The sequence below is a fragment of the Streptomyces meridianus genome (assembly GCF_023703325.1).
Taxonomy (GTDB): Bacteria; Actinomycetota; Actinomycetes; order Streptomycetales; family Streptomycetaceae; genus Streptomyces; species Streptomyces meridianus.
In genome coordinates, this window is sequence record NZ_JAMQGM010000049.1 from 57,282 (window position 1) to 72,894 (window position 15,613).

The 15,613-nt window shown below is 71.8% G+C and carries 15 protein-coding genes; 5 read left to right on the forward strand and 10 right to left on the reverse strand.

Annotation, left to right across the window (positions count from 1 at the left end):
- Positions 1-32 precede the first annotated feature (32 nt).
- The 3 genes from M1E25_RS22020 to M1E25_RS22030 form a co-directional block, all read right to left on the reverse strand.
- On the reverse strand, positions 33-2,765 hold the full coding sequence (locus M1E25_RS22020) for a SpoIIE family protein phosphatase (protein WP_372501282.1): 2,733 nt from the start codon (positions 2,763-2,765) through the stop codon (positions 33-35).
- A 59-nt stretch (positions 2,766-2,824) separates the two neighbouring features.
- Positions 2,825-3,610, reverse strand: coding sequence for a VOC family protein (locus M1E25_RS22025; RefSeq protein ID WP_308290465.1), 786 nt, complete (start codon positions 3,608-3,610; stop codon positions 2,825-2,827).
- A 140-nt stretch (positions 3,611-3,750) separates the two neighbouring features.
- A complete protein-coding gene (locus M1E25_RS22030) occupies positions 3,751-5,229 on the reverse strand; it encodes a glutamate-cysteine ligase family protein (protein WP_251418431.1) in 1,479 nt (492 codons plus the stop codon).
- A gap of 378 nt (positions 5,230-5,607) precedes the next feature.
- On the opposite strand from M1E25_RS22030, the gene M1E25_RS22035 reads away from it, so the two are divergent.
- Together M1E25_RS22035 and M1E25_RS22040 are read left to right on the forward strand one after the other, a co-directional pair.
- A complete protein-coding gene (locus M1E25_RS22035; RefSeq protein ID WP_251418433.1) occupies positions 5,608-5,964 on the forward strand; it encodes a PRC-barrel domain-containing protein in 357 nt (118 codons plus the stop codon).
- A gap of 25 nt (positions 5,965-5,989) precedes the next feature.
- On the forward strand, positions 5,990-6,157 hold the full coding sequence (locus tag M1E25_RS22040) for a hypothetical protein (protein ID WP_251418434.1): 168 nt from the start codon (positions 5,990-5,992) through the stop codon (positions 6,155-6,157).
- A 34-nt stretch (positions 6,158-6,191) separates the two neighbouring features.
- Here M1E25_RS22040 and M1E25_RS22045 read toward each other — a convergent pair whose 3' ends face one another.
- Positions 6,192-7,040 (reverse strand): YhjD/YihY/BrkB family envelope integrity protein, encoded by an 849-nt coding sequence (locus M1E25_RS22045; RefSeq protein ID WP_251418435.1) that lies wholly within the window; start codon positions 7,038-7,040, stop codon positions 6,192-6,194.
- A gap of 121 nt (positions 7,041-7,161) precedes the next feature.
- The gene (locus tag M1E25_RS22050; RefSeq protein ID WP_251418436.1) at positions 7,162-8,472 is read right to left on the reverse strand and encodes an MFS transporter; all 1,311 of its coding nucleotides are present in this window, start codon (positions 8,470-8,472) and stop codon (positions 7,162-7,164) included.
- 147 nt (positions 8,473-8,619) lie between these two features.
- Here M1E25_RS22050 and M1E25_RS22055 point away from each other — a divergent pair, with 147 nt between their 5' ends.
- Together M1E25_RS22055 and M1E25_RS22060 are read left to right on the forward strand one after the other, a co-directional pair.
- The gene (locus M1E25_RS22055) at positions 8,620-9,393 is read left to right on the forward strand and encodes an IclR family transcriptional regulator (RefSeq protein ID WP_251418437.1); all 774 of its coding nucleotides are present in this window, start codon (positions 8,620-8,622) and stop codon (positions 9,391-9,393) included.
- 93 nt (positions 9,394-9,486) lie between these two features.
- Entirely contained in the window at positions 9,487-10,185 is a 699-nt protein-coding gene (locus M1E25_RS22060) for a maltokinase N-terminal cap-like domain-containing protein (protein WP_251418438.1), read from the forward strand.
- Positions 10,186-10,409: 224 nt separating this feature from the next.
- Here M1E25_RS22060 and M1E25_RS22065 read toward each other — a convergent pair whose 3' ends face one another.
- Both M1E25_RS22065 and M1E25_RS22070 read right to left on the reverse strand, forming a co-directional pair.
- The gene (locus M1E25_RS22065) at positions 10,410-10,784 is read right to left on the reverse strand and encodes an MmcQ/YjbR family DNA-binding protein (protein WP_251418439.1); all 375 of its coding nucleotides are present in this window, start codon (positions 10,782-10,784) and stop codon (positions 10,410-10,412) included.
- A 220-nt stretch (positions 10,785-11,004) separates the two neighbouring features.
- On the reverse strand, positions 11,005-12,036 hold the full coding sequence (locus M1E25_RS22070) for a saccharopine dehydrogenase family protein (RefSeq protein WP_251418507.1): 1,032 nt from the start codon (positions 12,034-12,036) through the stop codon (positions 11,005-11,007).
- 110 nt (positions 12,037-12,146) lie between these two features.
- Between M1E25_RS22070 and M1E25_RS22075 the strand changes: the two genes are divergently transcribed.
- On the forward strand, positions 12,147-13,091 hold the full coding sequence (locus M1E25_RS22075) for a helix-turn-helix domain-containing protein (RefSeq protein ID WP_251418441.1): 945 nt from the start codon (positions 12,147-12,149) through the stop codon (positions 13,089-13,091).
- Between the two features lie 284 nt (positions 13,092-13,375).
- On the opposite strand, the gene M1E25_RS22080 is transcribed toward M1E25_RS22075, so the two are convergent.
- Genes M1E25_RS22080 through M1E25_RS22090 form a run of 3 tightly spaced genes read right to left on the reverse strand, consistent with a single transcriptional unit; the run spans position 13,376 to position 15,601 of the window.
- Complete coding sequence (locus tag M1E25_RS22080; RefSeq protein WP_251418443.1) at positions 13,376-14,347, reverse strand: PDR/VanB family oxidoreductase; 972 nt, start codon at positions 14,345-14,347, stop codon at positions 13,376-13,378.
- A complete protein-coding gene (locus tag M1E25_RS22085; protein ID WP_251418445.1) occupies positions 14,331-14,531 on the reverse strand; it encodes a hypothetical protein in 201 nt (66 codons plus the stop codon). The genes M1E25_RS22080 and M1E25_RS22085 overlap by 17 nt, the downstream gene beginning before the upstream one ends.
- On the reverse strand, positions 14,528-15,601 hold the full coding sequence (locus M1E25_RS22090) for an aromatic ring-hydroxylating dioxygenase subunit alpha (RefSeq protein WP_251418447.1): 1,074 nt from the start codon (positions 15,599-15,601) through the stop codon (positions 14,528-14,530). The genes M1E25_RS22085 and M1E25_RS22090 overlap by 4 nt, the downstream gene beginning before the upstream one ends.
- Positions 15,602-15,613 lie beyond the last annotated feature (12 nt).

The following is a 15,613-nucleotide window of genomic DNA, read 5'->3' on the forward strand; positions in this document are numbered from 1 at the left end:
CGACCGGCCGGGTCCCGGCCTGCCTCGGCGGATCAGGACCCGGCCGGCAGACCCTGCTCGGCCCAGATGATCTTTCCGTCGCTCAGATAGCGGGTGCCCCACCGCTCCGCGAACTGGGCGACGAGAAAGAGCCCCCGCCCGCCCTCGTCCGTGCTCGCGGCGCTCCGCAGATGGGGCGAGGTGCTGCTGGTGTCGGACACCTCGCAGACCAGGTTCCGGTCGTCGTACAGCATCCGTACGGCGATCGGGTCCGCTCCGTAGCGGATCGCGTTGGTGACGAGCTCACTGAGGATCAGCTCGGTGGAAAAGGCCAGTTCGTCCAGCCCCCATTCGGCCAGCTTCGCCGTGACCCCGGCTCTGACGTCCGCGACGGCCGCCGGGTCACCCGGGACCTCCCACCCGGCGACCCGCCCGGGAGCCAGACCGTGCGCCCGGGTGACGAGGAGCGCCACGTCATCGCTCGGCCGCTCGGGCAGCAGCGTGGCGAGGACGGCCTCGCAGATCTCCTCCGGCGACCGGAGCGTGTCCGACGCCACCGTGCGCAGCAGCTCCAGCCCGGCATCGATGTCGCGGCTCCGGTCCTCGATGAGCCCGTCGGTGTACAGGACGAGCTTGCTGCCGTCGGGGACGTCGACCGTCGCCGACTCGAAGGGAACGCTGCCGAGCCCCAGCGGGGGACCGGCGGGAACCTCGGCGAACTCCGCGGTGCCGTCCGGTCCCACGAGCAGCGGAGGGAGATGACCGGCCCGCGCCATCGTGCAGCTCCGGGCGGCCGGATCGTAAACCGCGTACAGGCACGTGGCCCCCGTGACGGCGGCCCCGCCCCGGGACGACGGCTGCGCCTGGTCGATCCGGCTCACCAGGGAGTCGAGGTGACCGAGGATCTCGTCCGGCGGCAGGTCGAGGGTCGAGAAGTTGTGGACCGCTGTGCGCAGCCGTCCCATGGTGGCCGCCGCGTGCAGACCGTGCCCGACCACGTCGCCGACCACCAGCGCCACCCTCGAACTCGACAGGGGGATGACGTCGAACCAGTCGCCGCCCACGCCGGCCTGCGCCGGCATGTAGCGGAACGCGGCGTCGATCACGGCCAGTTCGGGCAGAGCGCTCGGCAGCAGGCTGCGCTGGAGGGTCACGGCCATCGTGTGCTCACGGGTGTAACGCCGGGCGTTGTCGATGTAGACGGCGGCACGCGCGGACAGGTCCTCGGCCAGCGACAGATCGTCCGCCTCGAAGGGCTCGGGCCGCTCGGCACGCCAGAAGTTGGCCACGCCCAGGACCACACCGCGCGCCTGCAACGGCACCGAGATCAGCGCATGCGCGCCGTGGCCGAGGATCCCGCGGGCCCGCTCCGGAGCCTGCTCCTGCCAGCCGGACGCGGCGGTCAGATCCGCGTCCAGGACCCCCCGCCCGCTCCGCAGCCCCGCCGACTGCGGGGTCGACGGGACGAACCGGATTCGGCTGCCCAGCGGGTAGAACGGGATGTCCTTGCGCACACCGCGAACCGCCGAACGGCGGAGCTCGGGCTCGGTGTCCCGGGGCTCCTCACCCCGCAGGATCGAGTCCGCGAGGTCGACGGTGACGTAGTCGGCGAACCGGGGGACGGACACCTCGGCCAGTTCCTCGGCCGTCCGCACGATGTCGAGGGTCGTGCCGATGCGCATGCTGCCCTCGTAGAGCAGCTGAAGCCGCTCGCGCGCCATCCGGGCCTTGCCGGTGAGGGTCGCCAGCTCCGTGGTGTCCCGCAGGGTGGCAACGCTGCCCGGCGGGCCGCCGTACAGGTCCGTCGGCCGGTGGTTGACGGACAGCAGAAGGTCCTTGGCCGAGTGCACCTCGTCGGTGGCGACCCGGCCCGACGCGAGCAGCTCCGCCATGGACGGCTCCAGGCCCAGCTCGCCGACCGGCCGCCCCTCGGCGTCCGGCGGCAGCTCCAGCAGCCGCCGTGCCTCGTCGTTGGCCAGCAGCAGCCGGCCGTCGCCGCCCACGATGACGACTCCCTCGTGCACGGAGTGCAGGACCGCGTCGTGGTGCTCGTACATACGGGTCATCTCGGCCGGGCCGAGATTGTGGGTCTGCCGGCGCAGCCGACGGTTCACCAGGAGCGTGCCCCAGGTGGCGAGGCCCAGTGCGGCGCCCGTGGTACCCAGCAGGATGGGCAGCTGGGCGTTGACCGCCCCGCTGACCTTGTCGATCGTGATGCCCGCCGACACGAGCCCCACGATCCGGCCGCCGTCCCCGCGGACCGGGACCACGGCCTGGACGGCGGGGCCGAGGGTCCCCGAGTAGGTCTCCGTGACCGTGCCGCCCCGCTGCGCGGGTCCGAGCGTTCCGACGAAGTGCTTGCCGATCCGGTCCGGCCGCGGATGGGTGTAGCGGATGCCCTCCTTGGTCATCACGACGACGAAGTCCACCCCGGAGCGCTTGCGGGCAGCCTCCGCCCGCGGCTGCAGCACCGCGGTGGGATCGGACGACGCCAGGGCCCGGGCAACGCCCGGGGCGCTGGCGAACGTCTCGGCGACGGCCAGGGACCGGTTGCCCGCCTCCTCCTTGCTGTCGTGGCGGGCCTGCGTCACCAGGGCGACCAGGGACGCCACGACCAGCAGCACGACCACCAGGATCTGCATGACGAAGACCTGGCCGGCGACGCTGCGGCCGAAGCCGATGCGACGTCGTTCCCCGGCATCCTCCCGAGGGACGTGGCGGCGGCTCCGGTCAGCTTCCCCCCGCGGCCTGCGGGCATCGCCGAACCGGCCGAGCAGACCGCCCATGCAACACCTTCCGACGCCGGGAAACGCTCACTGGCCGGGCCGCGGGCACCCGGCACCGGTCATGCCTGGCCCGAGGTCACTGCGAACAGGGCACCATCGGGATCGCGCAGCGAGGCGGCACGTCCGGCGCGCGCGTCCTGCGGGCCGGAGACAACCGTACCTCCGCCGCGGACGGCCGCCCGGGCAGCGGCATCCACATCGGAGACCCAGAAGAACACGTGCCAGCGCGGGCGCACTTGCGGATCGGGCGCCGCCTCGATGCCGCCCCCCATGAGGGAGGCCACGGTCCTGCCCTCGGCAAGCACCAGGACGGTCTCGTGCTCGTAGGAGACGGTGCAGGTGTCCGGGAGGCCGGAGGCCCAGTCGAAGAGCTCGCCGTAGAAGACCGCCGCCGCGAAGGCGTCCCGGGTGTGCAGCTCGAGCGCGGCCGGCGCATTCGCGGCTCCCACCCGCCATCCCGCCTGCACCGGACCCTCCCAGAATCCGAAGACCGCCCCCGCGGGGTCGGAGGCCAGGGCCGCGCGGCCGGCACCGAATGCGAGCGGTCCGACGCCCACGGTAGCGCCGCGCTCGCGGATCCGGGCCGCCACGATGTCCGCGTTCGGCGCCGAGAAGTAGGCGGTCCAGGCGACCGGAACGCCCATGGACGGCGCCAGCGCGTTGATGCCCGCGACGGGCCTGCCGTCCGCGAGGGCGACGGACACGTCGGCGCCGGCCGAGCTGCCCCGGTAGGTCCAGCCCAGGACGGAGCCGTAGAAGTCCTGTGTGGCGTCCAGGTCGCGCGCCATGAGGCTCACCCAGCACGGGGCGCCCTGGATCGCACGGGTGGAGGTCCGCGTACTCACGTCTGTGACTCCTCGGGATCGGCATCGGGCCCGGCGGCGGGTGGTGTGACGACCTCTGGCCACTGTGCCACCGGACGCCCGCTCGTGCCGTCCCCCACCACCGGACGGATGCGGGCCGGACCGCCGTACACGCCCCGCCGTCAGTCGACCGGCCAGGTGTGCACGGGGGCGTTGAGATGCATGAAGTCGATGTACTGGCCGGTCATCCGGCGCAGCACCTCGTGGTGTCCGACGTGTGACACCTTGTCGATGGCCCGGGCCGTCTCCGCCTGCCAGACCGCACCGTTGCGGGCCGTGATGCACCGCTGCTCGATGATGCCGAGCAGCGGTTCCCGCCAGGCCGCGTCCATCCCGAACCGCTCGAGTCCCCGGTGCGCCAGCGGGAGCAGCCGCCGCAGGACGAGCTCCGGTGCGGGTACCTCTCCCATGCCCGGCCAGTACAGGCGGGCGTCGATTCCGTGCCGGGCCGCGGCGTGCAGGTTGGCCTCGGCGACGGCGAACGACATCCGCGTCCACACCGGCCGCTCCTCCTCGGCCAGCGCCCGGACCAGCCCGTAGTAGAGCGCGCCGTTCGCCTCCGTGTCGGCGACCGTGGGCCCGGCCGGCAGGACCCGGTTCTCCACCCGCAGATGCGGCCGGCCGTGGACGACGGCGTACACCGGACGGTTCCACCGGTAGATCGTTCCGTTGTGCAGGGTCAGTTCGCCGAGCTCGGGGGTGTCGCCGCTCTCGAGGGTCCGCTGCGGGTCCTCCTCGTCGCACAGCGGAAGCAGCGCCGGGTAGTAGCGCACGTTCTCCTCGAACAGGTCGAAGACCGAGGTGATCCAGCGTTCGCCGAACCAGACCCGCGGCCGCACCCCCTGTGCCTTGAGCTCGTCGGCCCGGGTGTCCGTGGCCTGCTCGAACAGCGGGATCCGGGTCTCGCTCCACAGCTCCTTGCCGAACAGGAAAGGGGAGTTCGCCGCGAGGGCGACCTGGATGCCCGCGATCGCCTGGGCGGCATTCCAGTAGGCCGGGAAGTCGTCCGGGCCCACCTGCAGGTGGTACTGGGTGCTCGTGCACGCGGCCTCGGGGGTGATGCTGTCGGCGTACGTGCGCAGCCGCTCCTCGCCGTCGATGGCGATCCGCAGGTCCTCGCCGCGTGCGGCGAACACCTGCTCGTTGAGCAGCCGGTAGCGCGGATTGTCCGAGATGGAGTCGTGGGTGACGTCCTGCTGCCGGAGAGTGGGCAGGATGCCGATCATGATCAGATGTGCGCCGGAGGGCGAGGACCGGGCCTCCGCGTGGTTCAGCGCGTCCCTGACCTCCTGCTGCCATGCCCCCGGGCCGCCCGCGGTCAGCCTGCGGGGCGGGATGTTGATCTCCAGGTTGAACCGGCCGAGCTCTGTCGCCCAGGCCGGGTCGGCGATGGCACGCAGGACCTCGGTGTTGCGCATCAGCGGCTCCGCGGCCTCGTCCACCAGGTTCAGCTCGATCTCCAGCCCGACCTGCGGTCGTTCGGCGTCGAACCGCGACTCCGCCAGCATCCGCGCGAAGGAGTCCAGGCACACCTGCATCTTCTCGCGGTAGCGGCGGCGGTCGTCCCGGGTGAAGACGAGCGCGGGAACGTCGCGTCCCATCGGCCCTCCCGAGAACCCTCGGCGGTGACTCTTTCAGCGTCGCACGCCGTCCCTGACCGGGCCAGCGGCCTCGGCAGGCCCGCCCGCGCCGTGGTGGGTGTGGAAGACGGGCATGGCCGCGGCCCCACTCGATCGGCCGCCGGTTGACGGGCACGATGCACAGAAACGCGACGGCCTGCGAACCGGCGAGCGCGCCCCGCCCCGGAAAGGCCCTGGGCCGGCCCCGCGTCCCTGGCCCCGGGGACCGGCACGTCACGAGGTTTTGCGGCACCACCTCCCGACGCCCCGGGCGTTCCGGTGCGCCGCCCGTGCGCCCACGGCCGAGGAGGTCAAAGATTGAGAGTGAGGGGTACACCCAGCGAAACCCGGAGGACAGCGATGTTCGAGCCCGGTGACATCCGTGAGTGGCGCGGCCACGACGTGGTCGGCTCCGACGGCCGGAAAATCGGTGCCCTGGAGTCGGTCTACGTCGACACCGGAACGGATCTGCCGTCCTTCGCGACCGTGACCGTGGGCGTGCCGACCCGTCGCCGTCTGGTCTTCGTGCCGCTGGCCGGTGCGCACGTCGGCCCCGGCTACCTGAAGGTCGGCTACTCCCGCGGCCTGGTGAGGAGCGCGCCCGCGATCGGAACCGACGGCGAACTGCCCGTCGAGGACGAGGAGGCGGTCTTCACCCACTACGACTTGACCTACGAGCGCGGCAGCGGCGGCGAACGACGCCTCGCCCGCCGCTGAAGCGCACGAGGCGGAGGGCCGAGAAATGGTGCTGATCCTGTCGCTCATCCTGGTCGCCATGGTGCTGGGCCTCATCGGCGCCGTCGTCGAGGGGCTGCTGGCACTGCTGGTCATCGGGATCATCGTCTTCGTGGCGGCCGTACTGCTCGGCGTGCTGCGGGCGCACCGGGCGTACAAGCGAACCCGCCGCTGAGCGTCCCACCCGCCGCGGGGCGCTGCACGCTGCCTCACCGGCGGCGCATCGCCCGGACCAGCCGCGGGCGTTCCTCGTGGAGGACGCGCCCGACCAGGGCGCCGCCGAACACCACGAATCCGACCCCCACCAGCCAGGACTGGATGACCAGGACGGTGCCGATGGGACCGTACGTCACCGCGTTGGTGGCGATCAGCGGGGAGAACACCAACTGCGAGAAGACCCGCAGCCCGGTCAGCCCGAGGACGGTCGTCACTGCGCCCGGCAGCACCGCGCCCCAGTCGACGCGCCCGGCCAGCAGCAGGTGCTGGGACCACCAGAAGAACAGCAGTGAGCTGCTCACGGTGATCAGCAGCCGCACCCAGGAAGCCGCGACGGGCTCGGGCTCCAGGGTGACCTTCGCGGACAGGAAGAGATAGCCGGTGAGCAGTGCGAGCCACAGCACGTGCCGCCACATGGTGCCCCAGTGGGCGGCGGGCAGATCCCAGACCTTTTCGTAGCCGGTCTGGACCGCGGAGCTGAACGCCAGACCGAAGAATGCGAGCGCCGCCAGGCCGAAGGCCGTTGTGGACTGCAGGGCGCGTTGCGGCTGGGCGAACAGGAGCTCCACCGCCCGTTGCGAGGCCGGTGACACCCCGATGGCCTCGCTCAGCCATTCCGCGAAGCCGCGCCCGTTCTCGGGGTCGGTCGCGGCGACCACGATCAGCAGCGGGGCCAGGGTGAGGGTGCCCAGGGCCGCGAAGCCCAGCGCCCGGTGCATCAACTCGAGTTCGTAACCCCGCCGCCAGCCCCGTCCCACGGGCGTGTGCTCGAACCTGTGGCGGATCCGCTTCCGGAGGGCGGCCGGCCCGTGGGGCGGTCCGGCCGATGACTTCTTGGACATGACCGTCCACTACCACGCTCGGCGGTCCGGTGGCGGAAACGGCCCTTCCGCACGCCCCGAATGGCGGTGCCGTCCACACCGGACGGCACCGCCATTCGGGGCGTGCGCTGCCGTTGGTTCGTCAGCCGGATTCGGCGAGGGCGACGGCACCGTCGACGATGCCGGGGGTGCGCACCGCCCACATCAGCGACGCCGCTGCGACCAGGCAGCCCGCCATGGTCAGGAAGGACGCGGCCGTGGAACCCGTGACGTCGTTCAGCATGCCGACCAGGTAGCTTCCGGCGAAGGCGCCGAGGGCCCCGAAGGAGTTGATGAGCGCGATCGCCGCTCCGCTGACGGACTGCGGGAGGAACTCGGGGATCGTCGCGAAGTACGGGCCGTAGGGCGCGTACATGGCAGCGGCCGCCAGGCAGAGCAGCGGGAACGACAGCCAGAACGCGTCCCCCAGCAGGTAGGAACCGTAGAAGGCGGCGGCGGCCAGCAGCAGCCAGGGCCAGACGAATCGGCTGCGGTTGCCGGCCCGGTCCGAGGCCCTGCTGTTCACCAGCATCGCGGCGCACGCGAACGCGTACGGCGTGGCGGAGATGACGCCGGTCATACCGATGCCCTCGTGGCTGCCGGCACTGACGATGGACGGCAGCCAGAAGACGAAGCCGTACACACCCACGCTCCACAGGAAGTACTGCAGGGAGAGCAGGATGACGTTCCGTGAGCGCAGAGCGGCGAGGTAGCCGTCGGAGGACGGGAGCTGCTGCTGCTCGGCGTCGAGCGCCTCCTCGAGGTCCTTGCGCTCGGACTCGGAGAGCCAGGCGGCGTCCCGGGGCCGGTCGTCGATGAACCGGTGGAACACCACGGCCCACAGCAGGGCCGGGATGCCCTGGGCGATGAACATGCCCTGCCAGCCGATCCATTCGACCAGGTAGCCGGAGACGACGGTCAGCCAGAGCACCGTGACGGGGTTGCCGAGGATCAGCCAGGTGTTGGCCCGCCCGCGCTCCTGCTTGGTGAACCAGTGGGTGATGTGGATGACCATCGCCGGCAGCACCGCCGCCTCGGACACCCCGAGCAGGAAGCGCACGGCCATGAGGACCCGGACGTCGGCGATCAGGCCCTGCGCGGTGGCCAGCAGGCCCCAGAGGACCAGACACCACACGATGAGTTGTTTGACGCTCCGCCGCTCGGCATAGACGGCACCGGGGATCTGGAACGCGAAGTAGCCCAGGAAGAAGAGGGATCCGAGCAGCGCGGAGACCGAACCCGTGATCCGGAGGTCCTCCGCCATGCTGCCGGCCACGGCGACGGAGAAGTTGGACCGCTCCAGGTAGGCGAAGCTGTAGGTCACGAAGACGACGGGCATCAGCCGCGTCCAGCGCTGTCTGCTGAGGACGACGGCCGTCGGGCTCGCCGGGGCTGACGGAGTCGGGGTCGACATGGGGGATGGCCTTTCGCCCGGGGTGCGTGAAGGGCCGCCGGGAGGGGTGATGCGGCGACGGCAACGATGATCGACGCGGGCCCGTGTACTGTCAATGAATCTTGCCGAACAACGGCATGGCTTGCCGTCATATGGCAAGATGGGGGCATGCCCGATTCTGCAGCGCCCTCGGACATGGTGGGCAAGGCACTCCATGTGCTCGGCATGCTCGGCCGGTACCCGTCCGGCGCCGTCCTCTCCGAACTGGCCCGTACCTCGGGGTTCCCGACGAGCACCTGCTACCGGCTGCTCAAGTCGCTCGCCCGCGACCGTTTCGTGGAGTTCGATCCCCGAACGAAGCGGTACACGCTGGGCCTGCGCGTCTACCAGCTGGGGCAGTCCGTCTCCCAGGCACACGGATTCACCGGCATCGCTCTTCCCGTGATGCGCAGGCTGGCCGAACTCACCCGCGAGGCCGTGCTGATGGCGGTGCCTGACGGCGACCGGATGATCTACATCCACCACGTACAGGGGCCGCAGCAGGTCAGCGTCCAAGGAGAGCCGGGCCGGCACGGTCCCCTCCACTGCACGTCGATGGGCAAGGTGCTCGTCGCCTTCTCTCCGGAGAGGGAGCGTGAACACCTACTGGAATCCATCGAGTTGACGCCACTCGGCCCCAACGCCATCGTGGAGCGATCGGCATTCCGCGCCGAAATCGACCGCACGCGTACCGAACACCACGCGGTCGCCGACGAGGAGCACGAACCGGGCATCAGGGCGCTGGGCGTTCCCATCCTCGGCGCCGACGGGACGGCCCGCGCGGCCCTCTCCGTCGCGGCCCCCGCCTACCGCATGGACCTACCCGAACTGCTGCGCCTGCGACCGGCCCTGACCAACGCAGCCCAGGAACTCGCGGTGCTCCTTCCCTCCGGCGCTTACTGACGTCCGAGGGGAACGGCGCACCCAGCGCCCAGGGACCCACGAGGAAGGGCCGGGGCAAGGGAAGAAACCGCCGACGGAAGGCGTTCACCCGACATGGCTGTCATCCACAACACCACCATGACTCCCGGCAAGCTGGAGCTGCTCGCGGCCTGGCTGCCCGGGGAGCCGTGGTACGTCGGCGCGGAGCGCGAACCGAGACTGTCCAAGGCCGGCGGCTTCCGGCTCGACGACCCGCAGGGCGAGGTCGGGATCGAGTTCATGGTGGTCACGGACGAGTCCGGCGATCGACCGGTCTCCTACCACGTCCCCCTGACCTACCGCGGGGCACCGCTCGCCGGAGCCGACGGGGGCCTCATCGGCACCTCCGAGCACGGGGTGCTGGGACGGCGATGGGTGTACGACGGTGCCCATGACCCGGTGCTCGTCGCCCAGTTGCTCGCACTCCTCCAAGGCCGCGCAGAGCCGCAGGCCCAGAGCATGACCGACACCCGTGACCCTTCCGTCACCGCCTGCTTCGCCGGCCCCGGCTTCCCGGCGGACGCGAGGCCGACGACCGTCGCCGACGGATCGCAGGGCACCCGCATCGTTGTGGAAGCCGACGCCGCATCGGGCGTCGGCACCGGGTCAGCGCGACGTCTGACGATCGAGGTGGCGCGCGTCCTCCGACCGGACCCGCAGACCTCCCGGGCGGACGTGTCCCCGTCCGGCGGACACGTCACCGCGGGCTGGCGGACGCCGGACGGCCGTGCGTGCCGGGGCCGGTTCGCCGTCCTCCACGACGCGTCGACCTGACCGCTGCTGGAAAAGCGCCGGGTCGTGCCCCCGGCGAGGCGTGCGACCAGCGTTTCGGGACGCGACCTCATGCGTCGTGGGGGGCATGCCCGCGACGGATGCCGTCCCGCCGCAGGCAGGCCACTCTCCGAGCCGGTGCCCGCGTCCGTTCCGACCGGACAGCGGGTGAAGACCCGTCCCGCAGACCGAACTTGCGGAACCAGCGGCCCGGCCGGCGTGGGGTCTCACTCCCCGTCGAGGTCGGCGACCAAGCGCTTGGGGGCGATCACGCGATAGCTCTCCTCCACCCATTCGCACAGCAGCTCGCCGGCCGGCGTGCCTCCACCGGTCAGAGGGACGGAGACCCAGCCGGATCTGCCGAGCCCGTACCCCGCCGGCTCCGCGCCGGCCACGGTGAGCGCGTGGGCGTGCACCGCTTCGTCCCTCAGCTTGACCGTTATGAGCGGCGGACGGGTGCTGTCGCCGGAACCGAGGAAGACGAAGACCTTGCGATTGACCTTCACCACGCTCTCGCCCCACGGGAACTCCTCGACCGCTCCCGGCAGGCCGAGTGCGAACCGCCGCACTGCATCGCGTGCCCCGGCAGGCCCCTTCGCCATGTCCGCCTCCCGGAGTCTCGCTGCAGATGCCGTGCTCCCAGGCCAGACACAGGTGTGAGTATCAGCCCTGATGGCGCGTCCGCCCGGCGGACGGGGGCTTCCCGACCGGCCCTCCACCGGTCGCCGGAAGAGTCGCGGAGCCCGGTCGGGACGGCTGTTCGAGTGACGGGGATACGCCGCGACCACAGCAGCCCGGCGCACGGCGTCGGTGGCCTGCCCGCTACCGGCGCAGTTCCAGGGAGATGTGCGCGGACAGCGAGCGGAGGAAGTCGGGCGCGTCGAAGATCCTGCCGGCGGAGGCGACGCCGGCCGTTCCGGTCCGTCCCGTGACGATGCGGTCGACCGCCTCCACGACGAGCGGTGCGGTGACGGCGTAGATGTCCTGACCGCTCGCCCATGCGCGCCGTTCGGTGCCGCGGGAGCGCACGACGACATCGATGAGGAAGGTCTGGGCGGACCGCCCCCGCTCGTCGACCGCGGCCGGTGCCCGTGTGTCCGGGGCGGACACGTCCCTGGCCGCCTCGATCGTCATGGAGGTGCGCACCTCGGGGACGGACAGGTGGCTGGGAACGGTGACGACGTCAGCCATCGTGAACTCCCCGATGACGGCCCGGGGGCCCATCGGATCCGGAAAGGGCCAGAGCAGCGTCGGCGGATCGTCGTGGCGGTACTCCAACCGCCCGTTCGCGTAGCGGACACGTCGGCCGCCCCGTCGCTGCCGGGAGACCGCGCCCGCAGCACGCGTCCCGGCGGTGGGGTGCCAACTGCTGAGCCCGTACGCGATGTGCACCTCGTCGGCTGCCGCCCAGTCGCCCATCGCGGCGGTGGTCAGCAGGTCGCCGAGGCCGCCGAAGAAGGCCATCGCAGGGACGATCACCGCTCCCGCGGCGCGAGCGCGGTCCGTGAAGCGTGCGAAGGTGTCGACGTTGGCCTCGATCTCGGCCGCCACATCCACATACGGGATCCCGGCGCGCAGGGCCGCCTCGATCACGGGAGCGGCCGTCGTGGCGAAGGGCCCGGCACAGTTGACCACGGCCGCCGCACCGGCCAGTGCGCGGTCGAGCGAGGCCGGCTCACCGACCGACGCCGGGCGGACGTCCAGTCCGGGCTGGGATGCCTGCAACACCTTCAGCTTGGCGGCGTCCCTGCCGGAAAGAACCGGGACGAACCCGCGCTCCCGCAGCTGTGCCACCACAAAGCGCCCGGTGTGCCCGTACGCGCCGAACACCGCCACCGCCTGCCCCGACCCCATGAGTTCTCCTCCGTGCTCCAGTGATCCGCTGAGATCCGTCACGGACATCCTGACGAGGGCGGGCCTCCCGCACGAGCGTCCGGAACGCCATCCCCCGTACAGTTCCCGACATGGAAACTGTCGCACTGGCCGTCACCGACGGAATGCTGCACTTCGAACTGGCCCTGGCCTACGAGGTCTTCGCTTCCACTCCGGCCGGCGTGGCCGAACCCTGGTACGACGTCGTCGTCTGCGGGCCGGGCGCCGTGCGGGCCGGCCGGTTCCTCCTGGAACCCGATCACGGCCTCGACCGGCTCCCGCGCGCCGACACCGTGATCGTCCCGGGCTGGGCCGACGTCGAGGAGGAGCCACCCGCCGACCTGGTCGACGCGGTGCGCGCGGCTCACGAGGCCGGCGCGCGCGTGGCCTCTCTGTGCACGGGCGCGTTCGTGCTGGCCGCCGCCGGCCTGCTGGACGGGAAGCGGGCGACCACACACTGGGCGCACACCCGAGCCCTGGCCGACCGCCACCCCCGGGTGAGAGTCGACCCCGACGTGCTCTACGTGGACAACGGCAGCGTGCTCACCTCCGCCGGCAAAGCCGCCGCCATGGACCTGTGCCTGCACCTCGTCCGCCTCGACCATGGCTCGTCGATCGCCAACGCGGCCGCCCGCCGACTGGTCGTGCCGCCGCACCGGGACGGCGGCCAGGCCCAGTTCGTCACCACCCCGGTGCCCGCCCCGGACAGCCACCCGCTGGCGGAACTGTTCCCCTGGGTTCTCGGCCGGCTGGACCGTCCGCTGACCGTGGACGACCTGGCTCGCCAGGCACGGATGAGCTCACGCAACCTGGGCCGTCACTTCAGGTCGGTGACCGGTACCACCCCGCTGCAATGGCTGCTGACCCAGCGGATCCGCCACGCCCAGGAGTTGCTGGAGACTTCCGATGACAGCGTCGACGCCATCGCCGCGGCCACCGGCATGGGCACCGCCACGACGCTGCGCCGCCACTTCAACCGCACGGTCGGCGTGTCCCCGGGCACCTATCGCCGCACCTTCCGCTCGCGGACCCGCTGATCCCACCCGGACCCGTCGTCGGAGCCGCAGTCCCGGCCCAAGCCCACCGACGACCGGGCCGCACTCGGCCAACGGTTCCACGGCGCACGGGAAGAGACGGTCCCGCAGATCGCCGACAAGTATCGGTCGTAAGCCGGTCGACGGTGTACGGACACCTGGACGAGACCCGGGCTGTCCCCCGTCGGCCCGGGAAGACCGCGGTCACGAAGTCCTGACCGCCTTGCGGTTGGCGTCCGGGCCACGATTCCCGGGCCGGAAGGGACCCGGCGCGGCGACGGAGGGCCTCACAGGTCGAGCACGAGCCGCGGGCCCCGGCAGCGGGAGACGCAGATCATCATCGACGCCCCCTCCGCCCGCTCCTCCTCGGTGAGCAGGGCGTCCCGGTGGTCCGGCTCCCCTTCCACCACATCCGTCTCGCAGGTTCCGCAGGTGCCTTCCCGGCAGGAGGACAGCACGTCCACCCCGGCCTGCTCCACGGCCTCCAGCACGGTGGTCCCCGGCGGGACGGTCAGGGACAGGCCCGACCGCGCCAGGACGACGTCGAAGGAGCCTCCGTCCTCCGGGGACGCCTCCGCGACGGCGGGCGCCCCGACGGCGCCGAACCGCTCCACCCGCAGCGCCCCGGACTGCCGGCCGGCGCACAGCTTCTCCACGGCTGCCAGCAGCGGCTCCGGGCCGCAGCAGTACACGAGGGCGTCCGGGCCGGCCGCGTCGAGATGCGGGGCCACGTCGAGCAGGCCGGTCTCGTCCTGCGGCGCGACGTGCACCCGTTCTCCGTACGCGTCCAGCCGGTCGAGGAAGGCCATGGATGCCCGGGTGCGGCCCCCGTACAGCAGCCGCCACCGCGCCCCCGCGGCCTCGGCGGCCCGGATCATGGGGAGGATCGGGGTGATACCGATGCCGCCCGCGACGAACAGGTAGCGCTCGGCGGGCTCCAGCGCGAAGTGGTTGCGGGGGCCGCGGACCGCGACCCTGCTGCCCACCGCGAGAGAGTCCTGGACCCGGGCCGAGCCGCCGCGCCCGGCGGGCTCCCGCAGCACCGCGATCCGCCAGGCGTCCGGATCCGCGGGGTCCCCGCACAGCGAGTACTGCCGCACCAGGTCCGGTTCCAGGACCAGGTCGATGTGGGCACCCGGCTCCCAGGGCGGCAGCATCCCGCCGCCGGGCCGGCGCAGGGTCAGTGACACCACGCCGAGCGCCTCCTCGGTCCTGGCGGCGACGACGAGCTCCGTCGTCGCTTCATGCGTGCGGCCCATGCCGTCCTTCCTGTCCGTGCAGCGTCCCCGGGACGTGCCCCTGCGGGTGGGCGAGCATCCAGTCCCACATGCCCACCGGGTCCTCCGTGACCTTCTCCGCCCCGCAGTGGCAGATCCCGTGCAGCAGGTCGGTGCCCGGCAGCCAGTCGATCCGGTAGACCTCGGCGGTGGGCCCGCCCGTCATCGGGCCGCCGCCTCCACCGCCGGTGTCCCGGAGGTCCGCCGCGCGCCCTCCTCGGCCAGCCGGGCCAGGATGCGTCGTGCTGCGAGTCCGCCGGTGTCGATGTTGATGCTGAGTTCCTGATATCCGGCGGGCTCGTCGTCCAGAGCCTTCTGCAGCAGGTTCAGCGCGTCGACGTCCTGCATCACGACCGTGTGGTTGAAGTCCCGCAGCACCCGGCTGACTTCCTCGTCCTCGATCGCGAAGTCCCGGGAGACCGCCCAGAAGTCGTAGACCCGGCCGTGCGTGGACGGCGTGATGGCGTAGGTGATCTCAGTGTGGAAGGCCGAGTTGTCGTCGCCGTCGGGGCCCGGCAGCACCCCGACCGGGGCGACCCGGCTGTGCAGCAGGTACAGGCACGGCGCGTGGTACTCGATGTCCTGCCGGCGGGTGATGCGCCCCTCGATCCCCGTCGAGCGGGCGTAGAACGGCGGGCACTCGGCGTCGTCCATGTGCCGGCTGACCCGCACGATCCCGGCCCCCTCGTCGACCTCCGTGCTGATCGGTGCAGCCGCCACCTCCGGGGTGCCGATGTAGCCGCCGTGCAGATAGGTCTCGTGGGAGAGGTCCATCAGGTTGTCCACCAGCAGCCCGTAGCCGGCGTCGATGCACTCCATCCCGTCGACGGTCGTCCACCCGTCCGCCGCAAGATGCGGAGCCCGCGGCACTGCCCGGGGATCGGCCAGTGACGGGTCGCCGATCCAGACCCACACGAACGAGTCCTGTTCGACGACCGGGTAGGCCGCGACGCGTGCCGTGCGCGGAATCCGCTGTTGTCCCGGGACGGACACACAGGCGCCGGCGGTGTCGTAGGTGAACCCGTGGTAGCCGCACACGATCCGGTCGCCGTCCAGCCTGCTTGCCGACAGCGGGAACCGCCGGTGCACGCACCGATCGGCCAGGGCGACGGCGGAGCCCTCCTCCGTCCGGTACAGCACGATCGGTTCGCCCAGGACGGTCCGCCCCAGGAGCTCACGGTCCACCTCGCGGCCGTACGCGGCCACGTACCACTGGTTCCTGACGAAATCGGTCACGGCACTCTCCCG

What these genes read in the sequence shown, in the direction of transcription:
- M1E25_RS22040 (WP_251418434.1), top strand. Translation starts at nt 5,990, where the DNA reads ATGGTGCTGATCCTGTCGCTCATCCTGGTCGCCATGGTGCTGGGCCTC.
- M1E25_RS22075 (WP_251418441.1), top strand. Translation starts at nt 12,147, where the DNA reads ATGGAAACTGTCGCACTGGCCGTCACCGACGGAATGCTGCACTTCGAA.
- M1E25_RS22020 (WP_372501282.1), bottom strand. Translation starts at nt 2,765, where the DNA reads ATGGGCGGTCTGCTCGGCCGGTTCGGCGATGCCCGCAGGCCGCGGGGG.
- M1E25_RS22080 (WP_251418443.1), bottom strand. Translation starts at nt 14,347, where the DNA reads ATGGGCCGCACGCATGAAGCGACGACGGAGCTCGTCGTCGCCGCCAGG.
- M1E25_RS22035 (WP_251418433.1), top strand. Translation starts at nt 5,608, where the DNA reads ATGTTCGAGCCCGGTGACATCCGTGAGTGGCGCGGCCACGACGTGGTC.
- M1E25_RS22070 (WP_251418507.1), bottom strand. Translation starts at nt 12,036, where the DNA reads ATGGGGTCGGGGCAGGCGGTGGCGGTGTTCGGCGCGTACGGGCACACC.
- M1E25_RS22085 (WP_251418445.1), bottom strand. Translation starts at nt 14,531, where the DNA reads ATGACGGGCGGGCCCACCGCCGAGGTCTACCGGATCGACTGGCTGCCG.
- M1E25_RS22055 (WP_251418437.1), top strand. Translation starts at nt 8,620, where the DNA reads ATGCCCGATTCTGCAGCGCCCTCGGACATGGTGGGCAAGGCACTCCAT.
- M1E25_RS22060 (WP_251418438.1), top strand. Translation starts at nt 9,487, where the DNA reads ATGGCTGTCATCCACAACACCACCATGACTCCCGGCAAGCTGGAGCTG.
- M1E25_RS22065 (WP_251418439.1), bottom strand. Translation starts at nt 10,784, where the DNA reads ATGGCGAAGGGGCCTGCCGGGGCACGCGATGCAGTGCGGCGGTTCGCA.
- M1E25_RS22045 (WP_251418435.1), bottom strand. Translation starts at nt 7,040, where the DNA reads ATGTCCAAGAAGTCATCGGCCGGACCGCCCCACGGGCCGGCCGCCCTC.
- M1E25_RS22050 (WP_251418436.1), bottom strand. Translation starts at nt 8,472, where the DNA reads ATGTCGACCCCGACTCCGTCAGCCCCGGCGAGCCCGACGGCCGTCGTC.
- M1E25_RS22030 (WP_251418431.1), bottom strand. Translation starts at nt 5,229, where the DNA reads ATGGGACGCGACGTTCCCGCGCTCGTCTTCACCCGGGACGACCGCCGC.